Below are 25,111 nucleotides of genomic sequence, written 5' to 3' on the forward strand. Positions count from 1 at the left end.
AAAAGGTCGATTCAAGATCGACTATGCGCTCATGGAGATGACATGATCAGGCAGCTTACGTGTACTTTAGCAACATTCACATTCTCAGCCATGGTGCTGGTCGCTGGGACTGCTTTTGCGCAGCAGGAACCACCGTCCGTCACTTTGTTCAAGAACGTCATGGTGTTTGATGGGAACACCGATGGTCTTCTGGACCTGGATGTTCTTGTTGTCGGAAACAAGATCCACAAGGTCGCCGAAGACATTCCAGAGACCGGTACATGGGAAGTGCAAGCTGGTCCGAGTGGGCCATTGTATTCAGAAATTCATAGCGGCAGCAGTGGCTACACCTTCATCATCGAGGGTGAAGAAGGGACGCAGACAGTCAAACTGTCGCCCAATGTCATCGACGGCGGGGGACGCACCTTGATGCCGGGCATGATTGATAGCCATACGCATTTTAACCTTTCTATGGACGGCGGGCGTCCGGGCATGGAAATGGCCCGGTGGGACTATATGGCGGGACATGCCTCGTCTGCTGCGTTGGAGTGGTTCTACGATGGCTTCACGACAGTGCGTGATATGGGGGGCATGGCCGACGGATTGCGACGTGTCATCGACAACGGCCTAATGGAAGGACCTCGCATCTACAGCGCTGCCGGGATGATCAGCCAAAGCGCTGGTCACGGTGATCTCTTGTTTGAAAGCCAGACAAGTCCCCAGCAGAGTAGCACCTGGCGCAATGGCATATATCACATTGCAAACAGCCCTGATGAAGTTCGAGCAGCCGTTCGCAGGAACTTTAATGCGGGCGCCACCCATATGAAAATCATGATGGCCGGTGGTGTTGCCAGCAATAAAGGTCCCTTTGAGGCCTCTCAATACACCGACGCTGAAATTATCGCCGCAGTAGAAGAAGCTGCAACGCGTGGAACCTATGTTGCAGCGCACCTTTATCTTGATGAAGCCATTCGCCGTGCGCTCGATCTGGGTGTCATGTCAATTGAACATGGACAGTTCCTACAGGAAGACACGGCCATGTTGATGAAGGAAAAAGGTGCCTTCATTTCCCCTTACATTGCAGCCGTCATGAGCGAAGACATCCTGACACATCCGGTCTATGGCAATCCTTCAACATTTGAGTACGCCAGAACACTTATGATGAAAGAGGGAACAAAAAACTTCGCTGAAGTCATCAAAAAGGTGCAGCCGAACATTGTGTTCTCAATCGACATCGTGAGTACCAATGGCATGGCCGCAAGACACCACCGGGACCATGAGAAATGGATATTCGCAGATACATTTGGCAACTATGAAACACTGAAAGCAATGACGTCTACTGGCGGCAAGCTTGCCGCCTTGACCGGTGGCAGTAACCCTTACCCCGCACCTCTTGGTGTCATCGAGGAAGGCGCATACGCCGACATTCTGCTCGTCGATGGAAACCCACTTGAGGACATCACTGTGCTTGGTGGTAATCCGAAATGGTTCAATGCTGAACCCCGCAAGCGGGGCATCGAAACCATCAACCTCATCATGAAGGACGGCGTGATCTACAAGAACACGCTGAACTGAGCGATGGGCGGGATGGTTCACCTCGTCCATCCCGCCCGTTTGTAAAAACCAGTAGAGGAACCAAAAAAACGGACATAGGAGAGAGAGACACGTGGCAAGAAAGCTTTTGCGAGCCACACTGATCACAACCTTGCTTTGCGCGACCTTAGTGAACGCACAGAGCAGTGATCCGGGAGTTTTCAGTGCGGAAGGAGAAGGAATAGTTGTGCCAGCCAAAAGCTGGGATGTGTCGGCAGCCGCAGAAAACCAGATCGACACTGTCCACTTTATTGAAGGTCAATTCGTCAAAGAAGGTGATCTACTGGTGACTTTCGACCAGATCTTCAAGCAATGGGATGCCAAAATCGGTGAGTTGGCTCACCAGCAGGCCGTGGCTGAACTGGAGTTGGCCCAAGCTGACCTGTCCAGAAAGAAGCGGTTGGGCACCAATTCTGTTTCTGAAGTTGAGATTGCGCAAGCTGAAGCGCGCGTCAAAATCGCCGAAGCGACCGTTGAGACAAAGAGGCTCAATGCGGAAAAGGCCAAGGCTATCTCAGATCTCCAGCTCATCCACGCACCCTTCGACGGCCAGATGAGCGCGCCGCGGTTTCGCGATAATGCAAACGTCGTCGCCGACTCGCCCGAAATCGGAACCCTGTATCAACTTGATCCGATCCACGTTCGCGTGGAGGGCACGTACGAGAAGCATCAGGAACGCATCCTCGCGGGCGAAAGCCACGACAGTGTAATGCGCAGCCTGACACTGGTTTTGGAACTGCCGAAAGGTGCTGAGTTCCCACACCGGGGACGCCTTATATCAACGCCGTTCGAATTCGATCCGGAGACAGGGATTGGCTACAGCATCGCCGAATTTCCCAATCCTGAATTCCTATTGCGCCCCGGCATGAAGGTATGGGTCACGTCTTATGAGAACGCAAGATAGCCAACGAAAAGGACATTAAATGAAAACTTGGACATCTCCATTTCTGGCTTCGGCTGCATTGGCGGGAATGGCCACCGTTGCCGCTTCCGAAACGGCAAACTACGGATCGCACTGGACGTTGATGTCTGACGCTTATGCTCGCGTCGGCGAGATTCTGAATTCTGAGGAAGGCACCACTGCCGTCCGGCGCTTGAACGAAGAATTGTCCGCGCTGAAAGAGGCTTGCGATAAGTTGGAAGTGAAAAGTCAGAACGCTCCATGTCACGAAGATGTACGGCGTCTTCTTTCCATTGCGACCTTCAACGCTGACCCCAATGATCCAAATCGAAACAAGACATTTCCAACGCATATTCCCGATTATGTTAGCCCGGAAATGCGTGAGGTGATGGTTAACTGGACGCCCAATTGGCTCACCAGCAGTTGGGAAGGCTACCCAGATCCGGAGGATTACGATGCATGGCAGTCGTTGCACGACGAATTGATCGATCCGATGGAGGCCGCTGGCAAGCAACTATTAACGACTCTGAACTTAACTACCGAGGAACGAGAGATTGGCGGTGTCAGAACTGTTACAATCAAGCCCAGCGAGAACCGCCATCCTGGTAAGGTCTTAATTCACGCACATGGTGGGGCCTTTTACGGAAACACTCCCGAAACAACTTTTGACCGGACAGCACCGCTTGCCAATCATATGGGCATCGACATCGTTTCGGTCGACTATAGGTTGATGCCCGCCCCCGACTGGGACATTTTGGACCAGCGGGATCAGGTGATCGCCGTTTTTGATGCTCTGACCGGAGAGGGCGGTGGCTATAAACCGGAGGACGTCGGAATTTACGGTTGTTCCGCGGGCGGCGGATTGGTGGCGATGGCGACAAATGCCATGTCGCATCGCGGAGGAGCGCTGCCTGGTGCGGCCGTAATGCAAAGCCCGCAGACTGATTTCTCGTTCAACAGCGACTCGACATGGACGCTGCGGTACGACGATCCACGCACTAACGTAGATCACTTGATCGACTCAGTGTGGCCGATGCTGGGAATTACTGAAGAGAAAGCACAGGATCCACGCTACTCGACTGTCTATGACAATTTCGAGGGACGAGATTTCCCTCCGACGATGGTCCAGACTGGCTCTAAAGAAATTCAGATGAGCGACGGCATACGCATGTACGGAGTCCTGCGTAGTGCCGGTCACGAGGCGATTCTGGATGTTCACGACGCCATGCAACACTGCTTCCACGGTCATTCGGAGACACCTGAATCCGCTGAAGCGGTTCGTCGCGTCGCTGATTTCCTAGAAGAGCATCTTGGTTCGGAATGAGAAAAATTTATCGCTGAAAGGAGGGGGCGAGTGGCTCGGAGAGACGCTTTGAAGTCGCTCGCCCCATATAGAAAAACGTAAGAAAGTGGACGATATCAATTCTCAGCGGATCGAGGCCATTTTCCGCATTCCGGACCTATGATCCGAGCGCCGTGAACGGCCGAAGTCCGCCCGCAAACGACATTGGGGTACAGCTAGGTGAGAAATTTCAAGCGAAGTCTAGGGCATTCCTTTTGCAAGATTGCGTTAGTGTCAGTCATGGCTACTACCAAAGCTAACAACGCTTGCCATAGTACGTTCTCGAACGATTTTGCGTATTCCTACAAGTTTGTAGGTGCGCGCATAACGCTGCATTCCTTTCATTGATTTTATTCAGAAAACCTGGGCGTCTTCGCCCATAATTTTGCACAGCATTTGCGCATAAGTTTGCACGATTTACCCAAAAGTTTGCACGGTTCACTATACGCGCTCAATTGCCGATTGTCGTAGCGTGGCTCGGTCAACTTGAACGCACTAAATCTCAACCATAAGTGCATTAGCCGTGGAAGAATTCAATCCAAAACCGAACAGCACAAGTTCTCAGAAATCCAGATTCTCAACGCTCAGAGCATTCTGCTGAATGAATTCACGGCGTGGCTCCACCACGTCACCCATCAGTTTGGTGAAGAGATCGTCGGCCTCGACCATGTCGTCCACACGCACCTGCAAAAGGGTGCGCGCGTCCGGGTCCAGCGTGGTTTCCCAGAGTTGATCGGGGTTCATCTCGCCCAAGCCCTTGTAGCGCTGCAGCGATAGGCCCTTTTCGCCCTCTTCCAGAATGGCGCGCAAAAGGTCCAACGGGCCGTGGATCGCCTGCATCCGGTCGCGGCGGATCAGGGTAGCTGGGGTGTTGTAGACCTCTTGCAGGCTTTGTGTGAAGCTGCCGGTCTTGCGGGCCTCGCCCGAGCGCAGCATCGGGCCGTCCAGTGTGCGGACCTCTTCAACGCCGCGCAGGATACGGGCTAAGCGGATGCCGTGATCCTGCGTGATACGGCCCTGCCAGCCGCGCTCGTATTCCAGCGCGATCAGGTCGAGACGGGCGGCAACCTTGTCGGCAACACCTTGCAGGTCGGCATCGACAGCACCGGGGACAAAGGCACCGGCCACGGCGGCCTGTTCCAGAATGTGACGCGGGTAGTGAGTTGGGAAGGCATCCAACACGCGTTTCAACTGGCGCGCTTCGTCGACAACGCGGGTCAGGTCTTGGCCGACGATTTCTTCGCCAGAGCCCAACTTCAGAACAGCACCCTCTACCCCCTGATTGATCAGATAGTCGTCCAGCGCGGCCTGGTCCTTCAGGTAAACCTCTGATTTACCACGTGAAACTTTATAGAGCGGCGGCTGCGCGATGTAGAGATAGCCACCTTCAATCAATTCCGGCATCTGACGGTAGAAGAAGGTCAGCAGCAGGGTTCTGATGTGCGCGCCATCGACATCCGCATCGGTCATGATGACGATCTTGTGGTAGCGCAGCTTTTCGATGTTGAACTCATCGCGGCCAATGCCGGTGCCCAACGCCATCACGAGGTTCCCGATTTCCTGAGACGACAGCATCCGATCAAACCGCGCACGCTCGACATTCAGGATTTTCCCGCGCAAGGGCAGAACGGCCTGAGTCAGACGATCCCGGCCTGTTTGGGCGGAGCCGCCCGCCGAGTCACCCTCGACCAGGAAAACTTCGGTTTTGGACGGGTCTTTCTCGGAACAGTCCTTCAGCTTACCGGCCAGATAATTCACATCCATCGCCGTCTTGCGGCGGGTAAGTTCACGCGCCTTTCGGGCGGCCTCACGTGCCAATGCGGCCTCGATGATCTTGCCGACGATACCCTTAGCTTCATTGGGGTTCTCTTCGAACCACTCGGCCAGCTTTTCGTTCATCAGGCCTTCGACTGCAGGGCGGACTTCGGACGACACCAGCTTGTCTTTGGTTTGGGAAGAGAATTTCGGGTCCGGCACTTTCACCGACAACACGCAGGTCAGACCTTCGCGTGCATCGTCGCCGGTAAAGCTGACCTTTTCCTTCTTCGCGATCCCGCTGGACTGCGCATAGTTGTTGATCGTCCGGGTCAGAGCGCCGCGGAAACCGGCCACGTGCGTGCCACCGTCCCGCTGTGGGATGTTGTTGGTGAAAGGCAGAACCGTCTCGTGGTAGCTGTCATTCCACCACATGGCGATTTCGACACCGATATCGTCCCGCTCGCCCTTGATATAGATTGGCTCGGGCATGGCCGGGCTTTTCGACCGGTCGAGGTATTTGACGAATTCCTTGACGCCACCCTCATAGAATAGCTCGGTCTCCAGCCGTTCGGCAGGGCGTTCATCAATCAGGATGATGCGCACGCCCGAGTTCAGGAAGGCCAGCTCACGCAGGCGCTTCTCCAGCGTCTCAAACGAATATTCGAGGTTCGAGAACGTATCTGTCGAGGCCAGAAAGCGCACCTCGGTCCCGGTGCGATCGCCGCATTCGCCGACGACTTTCAGATGCTCAGCGGTCTCACCACGCTCAAAACGTGCAACGTGCTCTTTGCCCGCGCGCCAGATGCGCAGCTCCAGCCATTCGGACAGAGCATTCACAACCGACACGCCCACGCCGTGCAGACCGCCCGACACCTTGTACGAGTTGCTGTCGAACTTACCGCCCGCATGCAGCTGGGTCATGATGACCTCGGCCGCCGAGACGCCCTCTTCGGGGTGAATATCGACCGGAATACCGCGCCCGTTGTCACTAACCGAGACGCTGGAATCCGCGTGAATTTTCACAGTCACATGGTCGGCATGACCGGCCAGAGCCTCATCAATTCCGTTGTCCACGACCTCATACACCATATGGTGCAGACCCGAGCCATCATCCGTATCCCCGATATACATACCGGGACGTTTGCGAACCGCCTCTAAGCCTTTGAGAACTTTTATGGAATCCGCGCCGTATTCCTGGGGTGCCTGTGCGTCTTCGGACATGCCGTTAGTACCTATATTATTTTGGTAACTTATACGTTTTCTGGTGGGGAATGTCACGCGCTCCCCCAAGATTTTGTGGTTGAGATCCGATTTATCTGCGGATCAAAGCCGATCGAGGTCTGCCGCGATATCGGCGGCAATTTCGGCGGCGTTGACGTCGTCCCGTTCGGCCGTCAATCGCAGGCCCAGAAGGTCCGACTGATAGCGCGCAGCAAGGCGTTCGGGATCGTGATCGGGGCTGATCTCTCCGGCCTTCTGGGCGCGGCGGAACAGGTCTGCGAAACAGGATTTCATTGCGATCATGTGCGCGCCTGCCTGACCGGCCAAATCGTGATCCTTTGCCTGCAATTCGGCATAGGTCTTGGCCAGCATGCAAGCTTTGGTCGGCAGGTCAGAGGCAGAAATCACGCGATAGGGCTGCGCCTTGAGCGCCCCGAGCGGCCCCAGTTCCTCAGCCAAGGCCAGCATACTGGCAACCCCGTCCTGCGCGTAGCGCTCCAGCGCCAGCGCATAGAGGGCATCTTTCGAGCCAAACGCCGCATAGAAACTACCCGGTTTCAACTTCAACTCGCGCTCAAGGTCCTTCAGCGACGTCCCGGCCCAGCCGTGACGCCAGAAGATATCACGCGCCTGCGCGATCAGCGCGTCTCGATCATATGCGGGTTTGCGGGGCATTGGATCACCAATTCTTGAGCATTTGCTCAAATATATACTTGAGTGATCGCTCAAGAAACCCTAAATACGACTCATCGCGCCAGAAATCAGGAGTTTTGACATGGCCAACTTCCCGTCTCACGACCTCGAATCCGCCCCTGAGGGGTCCAAACCGCTGCTAGAGAAATCGCAAGCCGCCTTTGGCCGCCTGCCCGGTCTGCACAAGGTGATGGCGGAAAGCCCGCAACATCTTGAGGCTTATCAGGTTCTGCACGGCCTCTTCCTGCAAACCGATTTCGACAATGATGAGAAGACCGTCGTCTGGCAGACCATCAACGTTGAAAACGAGTGCCACTACTGTGTCCCCGCCCATACCGGCATCGCCAAAATGATGAAGATTTCGGACGAGATCACCGAGGCTCTGCGCAACGAAACCCCGCTGCCGACAGCTAAGCTGGAGGCCCTGCGCACTTTCGCCCTGCAAGTCATGGAAACCCGCGGCAACCCGACCGAAGAACAGCTGCAGGCGTTCTTTGACGCAGGCTATTCCCACCGCGCCGTTCTGGATGTTGTTCTGGGCCTCGCACAGAAAACCATGTCGAACTACGTCAACCACATGGCTAAAACTCCGGTCGACGAAGTCATGCGCGGCTTCTTGTGGGAACGTAAAGTGGGCGAACCGGCCTAAGCTACAGCCGAGCCTTCGCCGCTGTCGTTGACCGTCAGCGTTTGGGCCCGGTCGCCCAATTCCGCAAACAGCTCAGGCCCGGTTCCCGTCATCCAGGCCTGAGCGCCCAGCGCACAGATTTCATCATAGAGCGCCGCGCGTCGCCCGGCATCCAGATGCGCAGCTACCTCATCCAGCAGAACGATCGGCGGCGCGCCGACCATTCCCGCCAACGCCCGTGCGTTTGACAGGATCAGGGACACCAGCAGCGCTTTCTGCTCACCCGTCGAACAATCCTTGGCCGGAACCCCCTTGGCAGCAAACACCCCATACAGGTCCGAGCGATGCGGCCCGACCAAAGTCCGCCCCGCCGCCAGATCGCGGAAACGGCTTTCGCTCAGCGCCTCGCGCAGATCATCCGCAGCCTCGGGCATCGCACCTTCCGTTTGAATCAACTCCAAGTCTGCTGAAGGAAACGCCGTTTCGGCCTTTTCCTGCGCGGTACGCAAATGATCCAACGCCGCAAGACGCGCCGCGTGTATCCGGTACCCTGTCTCGGCCATCTGACCTTCCAAAGCCGTGTACCAATGGGCGTCCCGGACCTGATCCTTCAGCAGCCGGTTTCGCTCCCGCATGGCTTTCTCATAGGTCAGCGACGCTTCGGCATGCGCGGGATCAAAGCTCAACGCGATGCGATCCAGAAACCGCCGCCGCCCCTCGGCTCCTTCGATCCACAGCCGATCCATCGACGGGATCAACCACACCACGCGCGCAAGTTTGCCCAGATCGATCTGACTGGCAGCCTTGCCATCAATCCGAACCTGACGCGCCGCGCCGCCTTCGGACCATGTCTCGATCTCATACCGCCCGCCCCGCGCACTCAGCAGGCCGGACAGTTTCCAGCCCAAAGCCTCAGGCCGCCGGGTCATCTCCGCCGCGCTGGCCCGCCGCATCCCGCGACCGGGCGAGAACAGCGACACAGCTTCAAGGATATTGGTCTTCCCGGCCCCGTTCGGCCCATGGATCGCAACCGGGCGCCCATCCAAAGACAAACGCGCCAGTTTGTGAGACCGAAAATGCGAGACCGTAAGCTCGGTCAGGGCCAATCCCATGACCCCTCCCTTCTTCTGTTCAAAAATACCTCCGCCGGAGGCATCGCGCGCCAGCGCGATCAGACGCGCATCGGCATGACGACGTAAACCGCGCTCAGATCATTGCCTTCGCGCATCAAAGTCGGGTCACCGGCCGAGTTAAACAGGAATACCGCGTTCTCACGATCCACCTGCGACGCGATTTCGAGCAGGTATTTCGCGTTGAACCCAATCTCGAGACGTTCATCGCCATAAGCAACGGCCAACTCTTCCTCAGCCGCGCCGCTATCCGGGGCATTGACTGACAGCACCAGCTTATCCGCATCCAGTTGCAGCTTAACAGCGCGCGAACGCTCTGACGAAACCGTTGCAACCCGATCCACGGCTTGCGCGAACTCGGCAGCATCCACTTCCAGTTGGCGCGTATTGCCCTGCGGAATGACGCGTGTGTAGTCGGGGAAGGTGCCATCAATGACCTTCGAGGTCAGCGTAATATTCGGCGTGGCAAAGCGTACCTTGGTTTCGCTGACCGAGACAGCGATATCCATCTCGTCATCGTCCAGCAGTTTGCGCAGCTCACCCACGGTTTTACGGGGCACGATCACACCCGGCATGTCCGCAGCGCCATCCGGCAGGTCCGCATCAATCCGCGCCAGGCGGTGACCATCGGTGGCCACGCAGCGCAGGACCTTGCCGCCTTCGGACCCGTCCGCGACATGCATGTAGACACCGTTCAGATAGTACCGCGTCTCTTCGGTCGAGATGGCGAATTTCGATTTGTCGAACAACCGACGCAGCAACGCCGCCGACGCGGTGAAATTCGACTGGTATTCCGAGGACGCCATGACCGGGAAATCCTCTTTCGGCAAGGTCGCCAGAGAGAAGTTCGACCGCCCCGCCTCTACCGTCAAACGGCCAGCTGCGCTGTCCGCCGTCAGGGTGACAAGCGCGCCATCCGGCAGTTTGCGCACAATTTCATGCAGGGTCGTAGCAGCCACAGTCGTCGCACCCGCCTTTTCGACCTGCGCAGGCGCTTTGTCGACAACCTCGATATCCAGATCAGTGGCTCGGAACAGGGCTTGGTCGCCTTCGGCCTCGATTAGCACATTGGCAAGGATCGGGATCGTGTTGCGACGTTCCACAACGGATTGGGCCTGGGAAACGGCCTTGAGAAGGGTGCCGCGTTCGATGCTGATCTTCATACCCTCTGTTCCTCTGACTTGCGTGCCGAAAATGGGCGGGACTGGCACGTTAGCGTCTCAGCCCTGAGGCACAAGGATTTTTTACCGATTTCTGGGTGGGAATACCCCGGTGGTCAAGAGGTACGCGCGCGAAACGCGTCCATTCCTCCGCAACCGTGGAGAATAGCGCACAAGAAAATGCCCCGGACGCACTGGCCCGGGGCATTTACCGACAATGGTGCGGCTCAGGCCTCTAGCGAGCGGCGCAGCATTTCCACGTCTTCTGCGATCTGACCATCGGTCGTTTTCAGCTCTTCGATGCGCTTCACCCCGTGCATGACGGTTGTATGGTCGCGCCCTCCGAAACGGCGGCCGATCTCAGGCAGAGAGCGGCTGGTCAGTTGCTTGCAAAGATACATGGCCACCTGACGCGGACGAGCATAGGACCGCAGGCGCTTGGGGCCGATAATGTCGGACAGGCGAATGTTGTAGTAGTCCGACACTTTGCGCTGGATCTCTTCGACGGTGATCTTGCGCTCGGACGCGCGCAGCACATCCGCCAGACAGTCCTGCGTCAGTTCCATGTCGATCTCACGCCCCACGAGCGAGGCGAAGGCGAACAGACGGGTCAGGGCGCCTTCGAGAACGCGTACATTGGTCGAGATGCGATGCGCCAGAAACTCCAGCACGCCATCGGCGATGACCAGATCGGGATAGGTGGCGATATGCTGCTGGACCTTATTCTGCAGAATGCCCAGACGCAGTTCGTAGTCGGTGGGATGCAAGTCAACGACCAGACCGCATTGCAGGCGCGATTTCACACGATCTTCCAAATCCTTGATCTCACCCGGGGCGCGGTCGGCCGAGATGATGATCTGCTTGTTCTGGTCCACCAGCGCATTGAAGGTGTGAAAGAACTCTTCTTGGGTTGAGTCCTTGCCCGCGATGAACTGCACATCGTCCACCATCAGCACATCGACCGAGCGGAACAGATGTTTGAAATCCATCATCCGGCGTTCGCGCAGAGCCTGAACAAAGCGATACATGAACTGTTCCGCCGACAGGTAAAGCACATTCAGCTCGGGGCTTTTGGTCTTCAGCTCCCATGCGATGGCGTGCATCAGGTGGGTTTTACCTAGCCCAACACCGCCATAGAGAACAAGCGGATTGAACGTGACCGGGCCACCTTCGGCTACGCGGCGAGCGGCAGCATGGGCCAGCTCGTTGGGTTTACCGACAACAAAGCTGTCGAAGGTAAAACGCGCATCCAAGGGTGCGGCTTGCAGATCCTCTAGCGCCGCATTGGCAGATTCCGCAAGCGGTGCAGCAGCAGCAGCCAACTTGGGTTCATCCGTGACAACTGCCGGTCGGGTGGTCGAATTGGCTGCCGCCTTGAACGCAAGACGTTGGACGGTCTCACCCGCGGTATTCAGTTCATACAGAATCAAATCTGCGAAATTCTGGCTGACGTAATTCCCCATGAAGTTGGTTGGCACCGAGAACACGGCTACACCATCCTGAAGCTCCTGAAATTCCAGAGGCTCAATCCAGGTGGTGAAGTTGTTCTTACCAACGGCCTTCAGTAGTTTGCTACGCAGTTGTCCCCATTTCTCTTGTGTCATCAAGCGCCTCACGCATCCCATTTTTTTTGACCTGTCGGTCTTATCAATCGTCGCCGGTTTCCCGGTCATTGACGTTCACGCACAAGGGTACCCTGCGCCGGACTGTCCCATCCGGCGGGTAAATGAACACTCAGCATGCACAAATCGTATCCCGCAGCAGGATCCCGGAAAACCGGGGCACGCGTCGTAACCCAATTGTTTGACAGGGCTGAGATCGTCGGAAAACCCGAGACCCAGAGCAGATCGTTTCACCGGCCAAGGCCAGTTTCCGAACGCTGGTTCCTGCTGTCTGACTGATGCCCGTCAGTCAGATGGCTGGAACAGCCTGTCCCCCCAAGCGAGTGAATCGCTGACTCAGTGGTAGCAAGATGTTGCCTGTCGCAGCAACGAAACTCTGATATTGACTCGGGGTTCGGGGCGAAAGAATCTCTCGACTTCGTGAGGTCGCGGCTTTCTGGCAACAAACACGAAAGGCGCCGCAATGCGCGACGCCTTTACGTAGGAAAACACTTGACGCGTCCTAGCGGGAATCAACCCAGCGCTTTTACGCGTGCCGACAGGCGCGACATTTTACGCGATGCGGTGTTCTTGTGGAAAACGCCTTTGGTGACGCCGCGCATCAGTTCAGGCTGAGCTGCGCGCAGAGCTGCGGTTGCAGCGTCTTTGTCGCCGGATGCGATCGCTTCTTCAACTTTACGCAGGTAGGTGCGGATGCGCGAACGGCGTGCTTTGTTTACGGCGAAACGCTTTTCGTTCTGACGGGCGCGTTTCTTTGCCTGGGGCGAATTTGCCATGTGTCTCTGACCTTTGTTCGGTACGGTTATCTAGGGTTGCGCGCCACGGAATTATCCGCACCGGATCAGAAATCACGAGTGTGAGTCGGGCCAAGCGGGCCGCACGCGCATGTATAACGGCGGTCACTACCCAAGTTTTACAGGTTTGCCAAGCCGATTCTTGCCTTGTGCGCCCAACAAAAAAAGGCAGGCCACAGCCTGCCCTTTTGAATTTCCCTGTCGCGACCTTACTTATCGCGGAATTGCGCGGCGCGTTTTTCCAGAAACGCCGCCATGCCCTCTTTCTGATCTTCGGTGGCGAACATCGAATGAAAGACGCGACGCTCGAACAGCAAACCTTCACTCAGCGGTAGCTCATAGCTGCGATTCACCGCCTCTTTGGCGGCTGCAGCCGTTAGCAGAGATTTCTCAGCAATCTTATGGGCTGCACCCACAGCTTCTTCGATCAGCTTCTTGGCGGGAACCACACGGCTGACAAGGCCCGCGCGCTCGGCTTCTTCGGCGTCCATGAAGCGACCGGTCAGGTTCATGTCCATCGCCTTGGACTTGCCGACAAAGCGCGTCAGGCGCTGGGTGCCGCCGATACCGGCAATAACGCCCAGATTGATCTCGGGCTGGCCGAACTTGGCTGTATCGGCCGCAATGATGAAATCGCACATCATGGCGACTTCGCAGCCACCGCCCAGCGCGTAACCCGCAACCGCCGCGATTATGGGTTTGCGAATGGCCGAGACACGCTCGTTGACCGAGGCAAACAGGTCGGTGCTGAACACATCGACAAAGCTCATCTCGGACATTTCCTTGATGTCCGCACCTGCGGCAAACGCCTTTTCCGAGCCGGTCAGCACGATGCAGCGCACTTTGTCGTTCTGGTCCGCCTCTTCCAGCGCGTTGCACAGCTCACCCACCAATTGGGTGTTCAGCGCGTTCATCGCATCTGGTCGGTCGAGTTTGATAAGGGCGACGTGGTCTTCGATTTCGACGATGATCGTCTCAAAAGCCATGAGGTATAAGCTTCCGGTTGTTCCGTTCAGGTACGATTCCTTAACACGCGATTTCGCTGGATCAAGCTATCTTTGGCATTGCGCACAATAGAAGGATGAGCGACCGGACTGGGTGATTCTCTTGATTTCGGCACCGCAGCCCTGGGTTCGGCAGGGTTCGCCTTCGCGGCCATAGACATCAAAGCTGTGTTGAAAATATCCAAGTTCTCCATCGGCTTGACGGAAATCTTTCAGTGACGATCCCCCTGCTTCGATCGCGTCCTGCAACACCTGCCGGATGATCGGCACAAGGGCTGCGACACGCGCCGCAGAAATTTGTCCGGCTTTGCGACGTGGCGACACCTTGCCGCGATAAAGCGCCTCGCAAACGTAAATATTCCCCAACCCGGCAACGATTCCCTGATCCAGAAGTGCCGATTTGACTGGCGTGTTCTTGCCCTTGAACGCGTCAATCAGGTGCTGTTCGTGAAAATCATTGCCCAATGGTTCCGGCCCCAGAACGGACAGCAGTTTGTGGTCTTCTGCGGTTGCGGTTGGCAGTAAATCCATGGCTCCGAACCGGCGTGGATCATTGAATGTCACGCGGGCACCATTGGCCATGTGGAACACGACATGGTCATGCTTTTCGGGCATTGGATGGTCATGGACGAACTGCCCCAACGGGTCACCTGATACCGTCATACGCCCCGACATACCCAAGTGAATCAACAACGTCTCGCCACTGCTGAGATCAGCCAGAATGTACTTGGAACATCGCCTTAGCCGATCCACCCGCTGTCCTGTCAACCGCTCGGCCATACACTCCGGAAAGGGCCAGCGCAGATCGGGACGGTTCACATCTGCACGCTCGATTACCACCCCCTCCATCGCAGGGGTCAGGCCGCGTCTTACTGTCTCGACCTCAGGCAATTCGGGCATTAGATGGCTCCTATTCCAAAGGGCCGCATTGTGCCCGCCTCTGATGGCCCTATAACAGAGGCGAAATTCGACAAACGGCAAGGCAAATGTCCGACAACAGCGACAAGACCACTCATTTCGGGTTCGAAACCGTCCGCGAGGCCGACAAGGCCGGGCGCGTACAGGGCGTTTTCAACTCGGTGGCCTCGAAATACGACGTGATGAATGATGTCATGTCGATGGGCATCCATCGGGTTTGGAAAGACGCGATGATGGACTGGCTTGCCCCGCGCCCCGGTCAGCGCCTGCTGGACGTCGCAGGCGGCACCGGAGACATCTCGTTCCGTTTCCTGAAACGCGCGGGCTATGGCCACGCCACCGTTCTTGACCTGACCGAACCAATGCTGGTCGAAGGCCGTCAGCGGGCTGAGGCCGACCAGATGTCTGATAGCCTGAGCTGGGTCGTTGGCGATGCGATGTCCCTGCCGTTCGAGGACAACACCTTCGACGTCTACACAATCTCCTTCGGCATCCGGAACGTCACCCGCCCGCAAGAGGCGCTGAACGAGGCCTATCGCGTACTTAAACCCGGTGGTCGCCTGATGGTGCTGGAATTCAGCCAATTGCCAAATGACGGGCTGCAAAAGCTCTATGATCTCTACAGCTTCAACGTCATCCCGCGCATGGGCAAGCTGATCGCCAATGACTACGACAGCTACCAGTACCTCGTGGAATCGATCCGAAAGTTCCCCGATCAGGAGACGTTCCTGGGCATGGTCCGCACCGCCGGTTTTGAGAACGTCAAGTACCGCAACCTGAGCATGGGAATCGCCGCGCTGCATTCCGGCTGGAAGATCTAAATGCGTGGCCCTCACAACATAATGCGCCTGATCCGAACAGGCGCCACGCTAGAGCGCACAGGCGCGATGAATGTCGTGCTGGACGCGTTCGAAGCCCCCCGCGCGGTCCGCTTTCTCGCCCACGCGCTTGGCAAACCGTTTCAATGGCTTGGGTACAAAGGCGACCCCGAGATGCCCCCTGCCACACGCGCCCTGACGGCGCTGGGTCCGGCGTACATCAAATTCGGACAGGTCCTTTCCACCCGACCCGACGTTGTTGGCAACGAACTGGCCGAGCAACTGCGCGTATTGCAGGACAAGCTGCCCCCGTTCCCGAAGGCCGAGGCCATGGCTGAGGTCGAGAAGGAGCTGGGGCAGCCGATCTCAGAAATGTTCAGCGAGTTCAGCGAACCGATCGCTGCGGCCTCGATCGCTCAGGTTCACAAGGCCAAGCTGACCAGCACAGGCGAGGACGTCGCCGTCAAAGTCCTGCGTCCGGGAATCGAGCGCGCCTTCCGCAAGGATGTCGACGCGTTTTATTTCGCCGCCCGCATGGTACAACTCTGCGCCCCAGGCGCGCGTCGTTTGCGTCCAATGGAAGTGATCGAACACTTCGATGGCGTGGTGCGCGGCGAGCTGGACTTGCGTCTGGAAAGCTCGGCAGCCTCGGAATACGCCGCCAACACCAAGGATGATGCCGGGTTCTGGTTGCCTCCGGTCGTGTGGTCCCTGTCCGCGCGCCGGGTGATGACGCTCAGCTGGGCGGATGGCATCCCGTTGGGGGACAACGACGCCTTGGACGCCGCGGGCCACAACCGCCGCGATCTGGGTGAGCGTGTCCTACGCTTGTTCCTGCTGCACGCCCTGCGCGATGGCTATTTCCACGCCGACATGCACCAGGGCAACCTGAAGGTCGCCGCCAACAGCGATATCATCGCCTATGACTACGGCATCATGGGCCATATCGACGAATACACCCGCCGCGTCTATGCCGAGATCCTCTTTGGCTTCATCCGCCGCGACTACAAACGCGTGGCCGAGGTCCATTTCGAAGCCGGATATGTCCCAGCCAATCAAGACGTTGACGAATTCGCCCGGGCCCTGCGCGCTGTGGGCGAGCCCATCTTCGGCATGGACGCCACCCATATTTCGATGGGTCGCCTGCTGAACTACCTGTTCGAAGTCACCGAACGCTTCGGCATGGAAACCCGGACCGAGCTGATCCTGCTGCAGCGCACCATGGTTGTGGTCGAAGGCGTCGCCCGCTCACTCGATCCGCATATCAATATATGGGAGGTCGCGCGCCCGGTCGTCGAGGATTACATCAAGAAATCCATCGGCCCGCGCGCGGCGCTCCGCGACTTTGGCAAAACCGCGCTGGTTCTGGCACGGTTCGGCCCACGTCTGCCTGCGCTGGTGGAAGACGCCCTGATCGCACAAACCCAGAAAGACGATCAGTCCAACTCCCGCCTGTGGTCCAAAGCCCTTCCCGCCACGCTGGGAGCCGTGGCAGGCGCTGCTTTGGTCCTGTTGCTAGCGGCGCTCAGCTAGGCGCCAGCCGCCTGCTTCATCTGGCTGAAAATATCCTCGGGGGGAATCGCGCCCAACGGCGCGATGGGGGGCAGACAGCCCCCCACCAACATCTGGAATCAGAGAAGCTCAAAGGCAATGGCGATTCCCTGGCCGCCACCGATGCACATGGTCACCAGACCTTTAGAGCCGCCGGTGCGTTCCAGCTCATACAAAGCCTTCAACGTGATGATCGCTCCGGTTGCACCAACGGGGTGGCCCAGCGCGATGGCACCGCCATTCGGGTTCACCTTGGCCGCGTCCAGACCCAGCTCTTTATTCACAGCCAGCGCCTGCGAGGCAAAGGCCTCGTTGCTTTCGATCACGTCAAAATCTTCAACCGACAGACCGGTGCGCGCCAGCAGGTTCTGCACCGCAGGCACTGGACCAATGCCCATCACCTCGGGGCGGACACCGGCGTGGCCGTAACCCAGAATACGCGCTTTCGGCTTCAGACCAGCCTTCTCGGCCGCGTCTGCCGTGGCAAGAACCATCGCTGCCGCACCGTCATTGATGCCCGAGGCGTTACCCGCCGTCACCCGGCCATCCTTCTTAAACGCCGGACGCAGACCTGCCAGCGCCTCAATCGAGGTCGCTTTGGGATGCTCATCGACCATGAAGTCAACCATGTCGCGCTTGACCTTGACCTGAACCGGCGCGATCTGGCTTTGGAAATATCCGGCCTCAATGGCCGCAGCGGCGCGGGTCTGGCTGGTCAGAGCGAACTCATCCATCTGCTCGCGTGTGACCTGATGCTCATCGGCGACGTTCTCAGCCGTCACACCCATATGGCCGGTGCCAAAGGGGCAGTTCAACGCACCCAGCATCATGTCGAGCGACTTGATATCGCCCATCTTGGCACCCCAGCGCGCCTGCTGCAGGATGTAGGGGCTGCGCGACATGCTCTCAGCCCCACCAGCTACAGCAAATTCGGCATCGCCCAGCATCAGTGATTGTACCGCGGACACAATCGCCTGCGACCCCGATCCACACAGACGGTTCACGTTCATCGCGGGGGTTTCGACCGGGATACCTGCCTGTTTGGCCGCCGCACGCGACAGATACATGTCGCGCGGTTCGGTGTTGATCACATGGCCAAACACAACATTGCCAATCTGGCCGCCTTCGACGCCCGATTTCTCCATCGCGGCTTCGGTTACAACGGTCGCCAGATCAATCGGTGCGGTCGAGGCCAGAGCACCCCCAAACGTTCCAACAGCCGTACGGGCCCCATCCAGAATGACGATATCTTTCATGTCTCTTCTCCTCTTGGATTTGGCGGCACTATTACGCCCAGTTGGCGCGTTGTCCTATACGACGTACCGTCACAAGCAGAATTGACAACCCATCGGGAAAAGCGCATCAGATTCCGTCATGACGGAAAACACAGACGATATCCTGACCCTTCTGCCCGCCCGCCTGAAGGAGGCACGCCGCGCCAAGGGTCTGTCGCTGGAAGCTGTTGCCAATCTCAGCGGCGTGTCTCGATCAATGGTCAGTCAGATCGAACGGGGCGAAAGCAGCCCGACCATCTCGACCCTGTGGAACCTGACGCGGGCCCTGCAGGTGGATTTCGCAGGGCTGCTGGAAGAGACCAAAACCTCGGACCAGATCGAGGTTCTGCGCCAAGCCGAGGTGCCCAGCATCGACAATATGGGACAGAACTGCCGCATCCGTATCCTGTCGCCCCCGGAAGAGGCCGGAGGGCATGAGGTCTACGACATCCGCTTTGACCACGACGGCACACTGAACAGCCAGCCGCATGCCCGCGGCACACGTGAACAGTTGACGGTTCTGGAAGGCGCGGTGCGCGTCACCTCGGGCACTGCGATATCTGAGATGCAACAGGGCGACACCGCCCGATATGCAGCTGATGTGACCCATTCCATTGCTTCGAAAGGCCCCGCGCGGGTCTTTCTGATAGTCAAAAACGCTTAAATTCCGCCTTCACGGAAATTTTTCCCGTATAGTGTAATTCTCCTATTTGGGAATTGCATCCGTTATGTTAGACACCCGACTCAGATGAACGGAGGTCGCCATGGCAGATGCATTCCTGTCCCATATCACGGACACCCTCGCGCAGATCGAATCCGAAGGTCTGTATAAACGCGAACGCATGATTACATCGCCTCAGGGCGGCGAAATCAAAGTGGGCGACAAGCAGGTCATCAACCTGTGCGCCAACAACTACCTGGGTCTTGCCGACCATCCCGCGCTGATCGACGCGGCCACAACAGCGATGGGCCCCAAAGGGTTCGGCATGGCCTCGGTCCGGTTTATCTGCGGCACGCAAGACATTCACCGCGAGTTGGAACGGAAGCTGGCCGAGTTCCTGAACAAGGATGACTCGATCCTGTTCGCCGCCTGTTTCGACGCGAACGGGGGGCTGTTCGAACCCCTTCTCGGCCCCGAGGACGCAATCATCTCGGACAGTCTGAACCACGCCTCGATCATCGACGGGGTGCGGCTGTGCAAGGCCAAGCGCTATCGCTATCTGAACAACGACATGAACGACCTTGAGGCCTGGCTGAAACAGGCGCGCGAGGATGGGGCGCGGCATATCATGATCGCGACCGATGGCGTGTTCTCGATGGATGGCTATCTGGCCAACCTGCCGAAGATCCGTGAGCTGGCCGATAAGTATGACGCCATCGTCATGGTCGATGACTGCCACGCCACGGGCTTCATGGGACCGAATGGCGCGGGCACGCCGGATCATTTCGGTGTCGATGTCGACATCCTGACGGGAACCTTGGGAAAAGCACTTGGAGGGGCAATCGGCGGCTATATCGCTGGGCCGCAGCCAGTGATCGACCTGCTGCGGCAGCGGGCGCGGCCCTATCTGTTCTCGAACTCGCTGCCGCCATCCATCGTCGCCGCCGGGATTGAGGCGATCCGCCTGGTTCAACAGGGCGACATGCTGCGTGCGCAGTTGTTCGGCAATGCCAAATACTGGCGGGCGGGGCTCGAGAAGTTGGGTTTTGACCTTCTGCCCGGTGAACACCCGATCATTCCGGTCATGCTGGGAGACGCAACTTTGGCGCAGGATATGGCGGCCCGGTTGTTTGACGAAGGCGTCTATGTCTCAGGCTTTTTCTTCCCTGTGGTTCCGCGCGGGCAGGCCCGGATCAGAACCCAGATGAACGCCGCACTGACACGGCAGGAGCTTGACCAAGCGCTTGCCGCTTTTGAGAAAGCCGGCAAAGAGCTTGGGGTCATCAAATGACCCTTGCCTCTGTCATCGACGCTATTGGCAACACCCCTCTGGTGGACCTGTCGCGCATCTGCCAGCGGCTTCAGCTGGACGGTCGCATTCTGGCCAAGCTGGATTATCTGTTGCCCGGCTTCTCGAAAAAGGACCGCGCGGCAAAATCCATCATCGAAATGGCCCGCGCCGACGGAACGCTTGCGCCGGGCCAAACTGTTGTCGAGCTGACCTCGGGCAATATGGGAACCGGTCTGGCGATTGTCTGCGGAATCATGGGCCATCCGTTTGTCGCAGTGATGAGCGCCGGGAACTCGGTCGAACGCGCGCGTATGATGCGGGCGCTGGGGGCTGAGGTGATCATCGTGCCTCAGGCCCCTGGCAGCAAACCCGGTGAGGTTTCGGGCGCTGATCTGGCGCTGGTGGATGAGGCGGCGCAGAAAGTCACAGCAGAACGCGGCGCGTTTCGCGCGGATCAGTTTGGTCATTCGGGTAACCCAAAAGCGCATTCAACAGGGACCGGGCCGGAAATCTGGGAGCAGTCTGGCGGTGCGGTCACGGCCTTCTGTGATTTCGCCGGTTCAGGCGGCACCCTGGCCGGAGCAGCCGCGTTTTTCGCGCCGCATGGCGTGCGGTGCTATGCCATCGAACCCGAAGGCGCGCGGGCCTTGGCCGGTGAAGCCGTCGACGCGCCCGATCACCCGATACAGGGCGGCGGCTACGCCATGGCTGACCTGACCCATATGAACGGCGTCCCTCTTGCCGGGCACCTTTCGGTATCGGGCAACGCGGCCCGAGATTGCGCCCGGCTGCTGGCACAACGCGAAGGGATCTTTGCCGGATACTCAGCCGGTGCGAACCTTGCCGCGGCAATCGATTTGCTGCGCGGCCCGGAACGTGGCGGCTGCGTCGCGATTGTCATTTGCGACAGTGGCCTGAAATACCTGTCCACCGATTTATGGGAGTAGTGCAATGCGTCCCAATACGATGAAAGCACTGGAGAAATCCGAACCCAAGGAAGGCCTGTGGATGGTACAGGCCCCGGTGCCCGAGATCGGCCCGGATGAGGTTTTGATCCGGGTCAACAAGACCGGCATCTGCGGGACCGACATTCATATCTGGAACTGGGATGATTGGGCGGCGGCAACCGTTCCCGTTCCAATGATCACCGGCCATGAATTCGCCGGTGAGATCGTTGAGATCGGCCGAAACGTAACCGGGCTTGAGATCGGGCAGCGCTGCTCGGGCGAGGGGCACCTGATCGGAACAGACAGCCGTCAGAGCCGCGCGGGCAAGTTCCACCTCGACCCCGGCACGCGTGGCATAGGCGTCAACGAACAAGGCGCGTTTGCGCAATATCTGAAACTGCCAGCCTTCAACGTCGTCCCCTTGCCCGACGACGTGCCAGACGAAATCGGAGCTATCCTCGACCCTCTGGGAAACGCCGTTCACACCGCGCTCAGCTTTGATCTGCTGGGCGAGGATGTGCTGATCACGGGCGCGGGACCGATTGGCATCATGGCCGCCGCCGTTGCCCGCCACGCGGGCGCGCGCAATGTGGTCATCACCGACATCAACCCTGACCGCCTGAAACTAGCCGAACATGTGGTGCCAACGGTCCGCACAGTCGACGTCTCCAATGAGGACCTGCAGGATGTCATCGCCGAGCTGGGATTGAAGGAAGGTTTTGATGTGGGGCTGGAAATGTCCGGCTCACAAATCGCCCTGGACCAGATGGTCGAGGCGCTGGTGATGGGCGGAAAGATCGCTCTGCTGGGTATTCCGCCCGGCAAATCCCCGGTCGATTGGTCCCGCATCGTGTTCAAGGCCATCACCATCAAGGGCGTCTACGGGCGTGAGATGTTCGAGACCTGGTACAAGATGATCGCCATGCTGCAAAACGGTCTGGATGTCAGCCGTGTGATCACCCACCCGATGAAGGTCGACGATTTTGCCGAAGGGTTTGCCGCCATGAAATCTGGTCAATCCGGCAAGGTGGTTCTCGACTGGACCTGACCCTCTGGCGCTACGCGGGCTGACCCCTTACACATCGGGGAACCTCAGGCGTTTGGAGGAGCAAATGAGCGACACTGACAGGTATCTGGAACGCGGGATCGAAGACTCTCTGGTCACCGATTTCACCGAGACCCATCGCAAAAGCTATGGCGATTTTCTGCAACTCAAGACGCTGCTGAACCTGCAGAAGACATTTCAGGACCCCGCCCAGCCCGACGAGATGTTGTTCATCATCATCCATCAGGTCAGCGAGCTGTGGCTGAAACTGATGCACCATCAACTGGTCGAGGTGCGCCGCTTCCTGCAACAGGACGCGTTTGGTCCGGCGATGAAAAACCTCGACCGCATCAAAGCCATCCAGCATCAGTTGATTGCGGCTTGGGAAACCCTGCTGACCATGACGCCTGCCGACTACATGACCTTCCGCAACGCTTTGGGCAGTTCCTCCGGGTTCCAAAGCTATGGCTACCGCCAGATCGAGTTCATTCTGGGCAACAAGGACCCCTCGACCCTGAAGGTTCACGCCCATGATCCCGAAGTGATGGAAATGCTGAACGCGGCCCTTACCAAGCCGTCGCTCTATGACGAGGTGCTGCATATGCTGGCCCGTCAGGGCTTCGACGTGCCTCAGGACCTCCTGGAGCGGGACTATGCGCAACCCTACTCCGGCGATCCTCGGGTGGTGAAAATCTGGGTTGAAGTCTTTCGCGACACCGAAAAACACTGGGAGCTTTATGCGCTGGCAGAGAAGCTGATGGATGTGGAATGCCTGTTCCAACGGTGGCGGTTCGATCACGCAACCGCCGTTGAACGTGTCATCGGCATGCAGCCGGGAACAGGAGGCTCCAGTGGTGTCGGCTTCTTACGCAAAGCATTGGAATTGCGCTTCTTCCACGATTTGTATGATATGCGCACAGAACTGATCTATGCGGAGGACTGATGCTGTATCGCGGGTTTTCACAGGCTGAACTGGAACAGGAATATTCGCCGAGATCAATGATCGGCGGTGATCTGACGCCTTACATTGCCAGCTATAGCGCCCTCAGTACGCAGGCGAGGGCCAGTCTGACGGTTCAGGAAAATCTGAACTATGGTGGAGGCCCCGCACAGGTTCTAGACTACTTCCCAGCAGCCGAGGCAGGCGCGCCGCTGCATGTCTTTATCCATGGCGGCTATTGGCAGGCCCTTAGCCAGCGCGAGTCCGCCATGATGGCGCCGGCGCTGATTGAAGCGGGTCAGGCTTTTGCGACGCTGCACTATACGCTGGCCCCTGATGCCCGCATCGCGGACATGATCGACGAGTGCCGCGATGCGCTGCTCTGGCTAGCGTCGCAGGCTGAGTCCCTAGGGTTTGACCCCAGCAGGATCACCTTGTCAGGGCACAGCGCCGGGGCGCAACTGGCCAGCATGGTTATGGCGCAGTCTGCAAACGCTCTGGCCCGCGCCGGGTTGCGGGTACGCGACGTGATCCTGATCAGCGGGGTCTACGATCTGGAGCCGATCAGCCTGACCTCGGTCAACGATCCGCTGCAACTGACGCCGGTTGAGGTCAACGACCTGTCCCCCATCCGTCACGTACCCAGACCCGGACCGCGTTACCACGTGACCGTGGCCGAGAGGGACACACCGGAATTCATCCGCCAAAGCCGCGACTATGCCGAGCACCTGCGCAAGGCCGGACATTCTGTCAGTTTCGATCTGAAAAAGGGGATGCAGCATTTCGACATCATCATGCATCCGGGGACGTTCACAGCTTCAAAGCAGTCGGGAACGCCCTAGGCTTCGCGATGCCCCGGGGCTGGTCCCTGTTAATTCAAACTCGGGTCCTTGATGCCAATCCGTATGTTCAGGGATGACCGGGCCCAAGGGGATTGCACTCCCTCCGTTTCGCCGATCACTTCCGTGCGCACCTGATCAAACATCTGCTCAAGGGTCAGACCTCTGGTCCCGATCGCGCGCGCGATGGCTGCTGTGTACGGGCTGTTGGTCCCAGTCCCGTCCAATGCGACGTCGCCGGGTCCGGTGGCATATGCGATCAGGTTGTTGGTGCGGGCCGTCATACGCGCAAGCCCGTCGCCGACATCCAGTGCACCGTCCGTTTCTCTGCCAAATGGATTGTCGCGGCACGCGTCCAGAATCATGACACTCACGGCCTGAGGCGTGTGAATGCGATCCAGAACCCACTCGGCCGGAACAGCCTGATCTGCAATATCAGCCTCGGACTGAATGTTTACGCCCAGCGGAAGCAGGTAGTTGAACTCATCACTGCGCACACCATGTCCGGCAAAGTAGAACACCGCCAAAGCCTCGGACCCCGCCGCACGTACGGTACTGGCAAAAGCCTCGACCTCCTGCTCCATCTCTGCGCGACTTGCATCTGTCAGTGTCGTGACCGCAAACCCCGCGCCGCGCAGTTCTTCGCTCATCAAGCGCGCGTCGTTCACAGGGTTGTCCAGCGCCGGGACAGTTGTGTACCCAGCATTCCCGATCACGAGGGCGAACCGTTCATGCGCCAATGCGGGTCCGGCGATCAGGGTGATGACAAAGCAGAGTGCTGTAAAAATACGCGTCAAATCTATCTCCAAATCCTGTCGAACGAGAGAAGCAGGTCTCTTCGTTTGGCCCTTAAGTGCTGCGGGTCCGTTCAATCCCGACCAACAGTAAATCAAGACCGGGCCTCTAAAGTCCATATACGAACTTGTTACAGCCCCCTGCATAGCTTGAATGTAACGAGGAACACGTTGAACCAAAAAATAGACGTAGATCGCGATGTGCCAA

The 25,111-nt window shown here is 58.0% G+C and carries 22 protein-coding genes; 12 read left to right on the plus strand and 10 right to left on the minus strand.

The features are described 5' to 3' along the window. Nucleotides 1-42: 42 nt before the first annotated feature. The 3 genes from ACR3FB_RS15930 (at nucleotide 43) to ACR3FB_RS15940 (ending at nucleotide 3,797) form a co-directional block, all read left to right on the plus strand. Nucleotides 43-1,554 (plus strand): metal-dependent hydrolase family protein, encoded by a 1,512-nt coding sequence (locus ACR3FB_RS15930; RefSeq protein WP_480566282.1) that lies wholly within the window; start codon nucleotides 43-45, stop codon nucleotides 1,552-1,554. 91 nt (nucleotides 1,555-1,645) lie between these two features. Beyond that, a complete protein-coding gene (locus ACR3FB_RS15935; protein WP_480566281.1) occupies nucleotides 1,646-2,476 on the plus strand; it encodes an efflux RND transporter periplasmic adaptor subunit in 831 nt (276 codons plus the stop codon). Nucleotides 2,477-2,495: 19 nt separating this feature from the next. Further along, nucleotides 2,496-3,797 carry an alpha/beta hydrolase gene (locus ACR3FB_RS15940; protein WP_480566279.1) on the plus strand — a complete coding sequence of 434 codons (1,302 nt, stop codon included), beginning with the start codon at nucleotides 2,496-2,498 and terminating at the stop codon, nucleotides 3,795-3,797. 579 nt (nucleotides 3,798-4,376) lie between these two features. Here the strand turns inward: ACR3FB_RS15940 and gyrB are convergent. Then, the gene (gyrB, locus tag ACR3FB_RS15945; protein ID WP_170643552.1) at nucleotides 4,377-6,794 is read right to left on the minus strand and encodes a DNA topoisomerase (ATP-hydrolyzing) subunit B; all 2,418 of its coding nucleotides are present in this window, start codon (nucleotides 6,792-6,794) and stop codon (nucleotides 4,377-4,379) included. A gap of 102 nt (nucleotides 6,795-6,896) precedes the next feature. Then, on the minus strand, nucleotides 6,897-7,469 hold the full coding sequence (locus tag ACR3FB_RS15950; protein ID WP_480566277.1) for a TetR/AcrR family transcriptional regulator: 573 nt from the start codon (nucleotides 7,467-7,469) through the stop codon (nucleotides 6,897-6,899). A gap of 100 nt (nucleotides 7,470-7,569) precedes the next feature. Between ACR3FB_RS15950 and ACR3FB_RS15955 the strand changes: the two genes are divergently transcribed. Further along, nucleotides 7,570-8,136 carry a carboxymuconolactone decarboxylase family protein gene (locus ACR3FB_RS15955; RefSeq protein WP_480566275.1) on the plus strand — a complete coding sequence of 189 codons (567 nt, stop codon included), beginning with the start codon at nucleotides 7,570-7,572 and terminating at the stop codon, nucleotides 8,134-8,136. On the opposite strand, the gene recF is transcribed toward ACR3FB_RS15955, so the two are convergent. The 6 genes from recF to mutM all read right to left on the minus strand — a co-directional run bounded on the left by recF (nucleotide 8,133) and on the right by mutM (nucleotide 14,725). Next, entirely contained in the window at nucleotides 8,133-9,227 is a 1,095-nt protein-coding gene (gene recF / locus ACR3FB_RS15960; RefSeq protein WP_480566273.1) for a DNA replication/repair protein RecF, read from the minus strand. The genes ACR3FB_RS15955 and recF overlap by 4 nt on opposite strands. Nucleotides 9,228-9,286: 59 nt before the next feature. Then, the gene (gene dnaN, locus ACR3FB_RS15965; RefSeq protein ID WP_480566271.1) at nucleotides 9,287-10,408 is read right to left on the minus strand and encodes a DNA polymerase III subunit beta; all 1,122 of its coding nucleotides are present in this window, start codon (nucleotides 10,406-10,408) and stop codon (nucleotides 9,287-9,289) included. Between the two features lie 224 nt (nucleotides 10,409-10,632). Then, nucleotides 10,633-12,009 carry a chromosomal replication initiator protein DnaA gene (dnaA, locus tag ACR3FB_RS15970; protein WP_480566269.1) on the minus strand — a complete coding sequence of 459 codons (1,377 nt, stop codon included), beginning with the start codon at nucleotides 12,007-12,009 and terminating at the stop codon, nucleotides 10,633-10,635. A gap of 530 nt (nucleotides 12,010-12,539) precedes the next feature. Further along, nucleotides 12,540-12,803 (minus strand): 30S ribosomal protein S20, encoded by a 264-nt coding sequence (gene rpsT / locus ACR3FB_RS15975; protein WP_142638226.1) that lies wholly within the window; start codon nucleotides 12,801-12,803, stop codon nucleotides 12,540-12,542. Between the two features lie 227 nt (nucleotides 12,804-13,030). Then, nucleotides 13,031-13,807 carry an enoyl-CoA hydratase gene (locus ACR3FB_RS15980; protein ID WP_170689390.1) on the minus strand — a complete coding sequence of 259 codons (777 nt, stop codon included), beginning with the start codon at nucleotides 13,805-13,807 and terminating at the stop codon, nucleotides 13,031-13,033. Nucleotides 13,808-13,873: 66 nt separating this feature from the next. Continuing rightward, nucleotides 13,874-14,725: a bifunctional DNA-formamidopyrimidine glycosylase/DNA-(apurinic or apyrimidinic site) lyase gene (gene mutM / locus ACR3FB_RS15985; protein ID WP_480566267.1), complete on the minus strand. Its 852-nt coding sequence runs from the start codon at nucleotides 14,723-14,725 to the stop codon at nucleotides 13,874-13,876. A gap of 86 nt (nucleotides 14,726-14,811) precedes the next feature. Between mutM and ubiE the strand changes: the two genes are divergently transcribed. Together ubiE and ubiB are read left to right on the plus strand one after the other, a co-directional pair. Then, the gene (gene ubiE, locus ACR3FB_RS15990) at nucleotides 14,812-15,564 is read left to right on the plus strand and encodes a bifunctional demethylmenaquinone methyltransferase/2-methoxy-6-polyprenyl-1,4-benzoquinol methylase UbiE (protein WP_480566265.1); all 753 of its coding nucleotides are present in this window, start codon (nucleotides 14,812-14,814) and stop codon (nucleotides 15,562-15,564) included. After that, nucleotides 15,565-17,094 (plus strand): 2-polyprenylphenol 6-hydroxylase, encoded by a 1,530-nt coding sequence (gene ubiB, locus ACR3FB_RS15995; protein WP_480566263.1) that lies wholly within the window; start codon nucleotides 15,565-15,567, stop codon nucleotides 17,092-17,094. Between the two features lie 98 nt (nucleotides 17,095-17,192). Here the strand turns inward: ubiB and ACR3FB_RS16000 are convergent, their stop codons facing one another. Further along, nucleotides 17,193-18,368, minus strand: coding sequence for an acetyl-CoA C-acyltransferase family protein (locus tag ACR3FB_RS16000; protein WP_480566261.1), 1,176 nt, complete (start codon nucleotides 18,366-18,368; stop codon nucleotides 17,193-17,195). A 118-nt stretch (nucleotides 18,369-18,486) separates the two neighbouring features. Between ACR3FB_RS16000 and ACR3FB_RS16005 the strand changes: the two genes are divergently transcribed. The 6 genes from ACR3FB_RS16005 to ACR3FB_RS16030 all read left to right on the plus strand — a co-directional run bounded on the left by ACR3FB_RS16005 (nucleotide 18,487) and on the right by ACR3FB_RS16030 (nucleotide 24,112). After that, nucleotides 18,487-19,050 carry a helix-turn-helix domain-containing protein gene (locus ACR3FB_RS16005; protein WP_170689395.1) on the plus strand — a complete coding sequence of 188 codons (564 nt, stop codon included), beginning with the start codon at nucleotides 18,487-18,489 and terminating at the stop codon, nucleotides 19,048-19,050. 100 nt (nucleotides 19,051-19,150) lie between these two features. Then, a complete protein-coding gene (locus tag ACR3FB_RS16010; RefSeq protein ID WP_480566259.1) occupies nucleotides 19,151-20,338 on the plus strand; it encodes a glycine C-acetyltransferase in 1,188 nt (395 codons plus the stop codon). Then, nucleotides 20,335-21,285, plus strand: a complete 951-nt coding sequence (locus ACR3FB_RS16015; RefSeq protein ID WP_480566257.1) for a PLP-dependent cysteine synthase family protein — start codon at nucleotides 20,335-20,337, stop codon at nucleotides 21,283-21,285. The genes ACR3FB_RS16010 and ACR3FB_RS16015 overlap by 4 nt, the downstream gene beginning before the upstream one ends. Nucleotides 21,286-21,304: 19 nt before the next feature. Continuing rightward, a complete protein-coding gene (gene tdh / locus ACR3FB_RS16020) occupies nucleotides 21,305-22,333 on the plus strand; it encodes an L-threonine 3-dehydrogenase (RefSeq protein ID WP_480566306.1) in 1,029 nt (342 codons plus the stop codon). 64 nt (nucleotides 22,334-22,397) lie between these two features. After that, on the plus strand, nucleotides 22,398-23,273 hold the full coding sequence (locus ACR3FB_RS16025; RefSeq protein ID WP_480566255.1) for a tryptophan 2,3-dioxygenase: 876 nt from the start codon (nucleotides 22,398-22,400) through the stop codon (nucleotides 23,271-23,273). Beyond that, entirely contained in the window at nucleotides 23,273-24,112 is an 840-nt protein-coding gene (locus tag ACR3FB_RS16030) for an alpha/beta hydrolase (RefSeq protein ID WP_480566253.1), read from the plus strand. The genes ACR3FB_RS16025 and ACR3FB_RS16030 overlap by 1 nt, the downstream gene beginning before the upstream one ends. A gap of 29 nt (nucleotides 24,113-24,141) precedes the next feature. Here ACR3FB_RS16030 and ACR3FB_RS16035 read toward each other — a convergent pair whose 3' ends face one another. Then, nucleotides 24,142-24,906, minus strand: coding sequence for a caspase family protein (locus tag ACR3FB_RS16035; RefSeq protein ID WP_480566251.1), 765 nt, complete (start codon nucleotides 24,904-24,906; stop codon nucleotides 24,142-24,144). Nucleotides 24,907-25,111: the final 205 nt, after the last annotated feature.

This window comes from Ruegeria sp. AO1 (genome assembly GCF_056535985.1).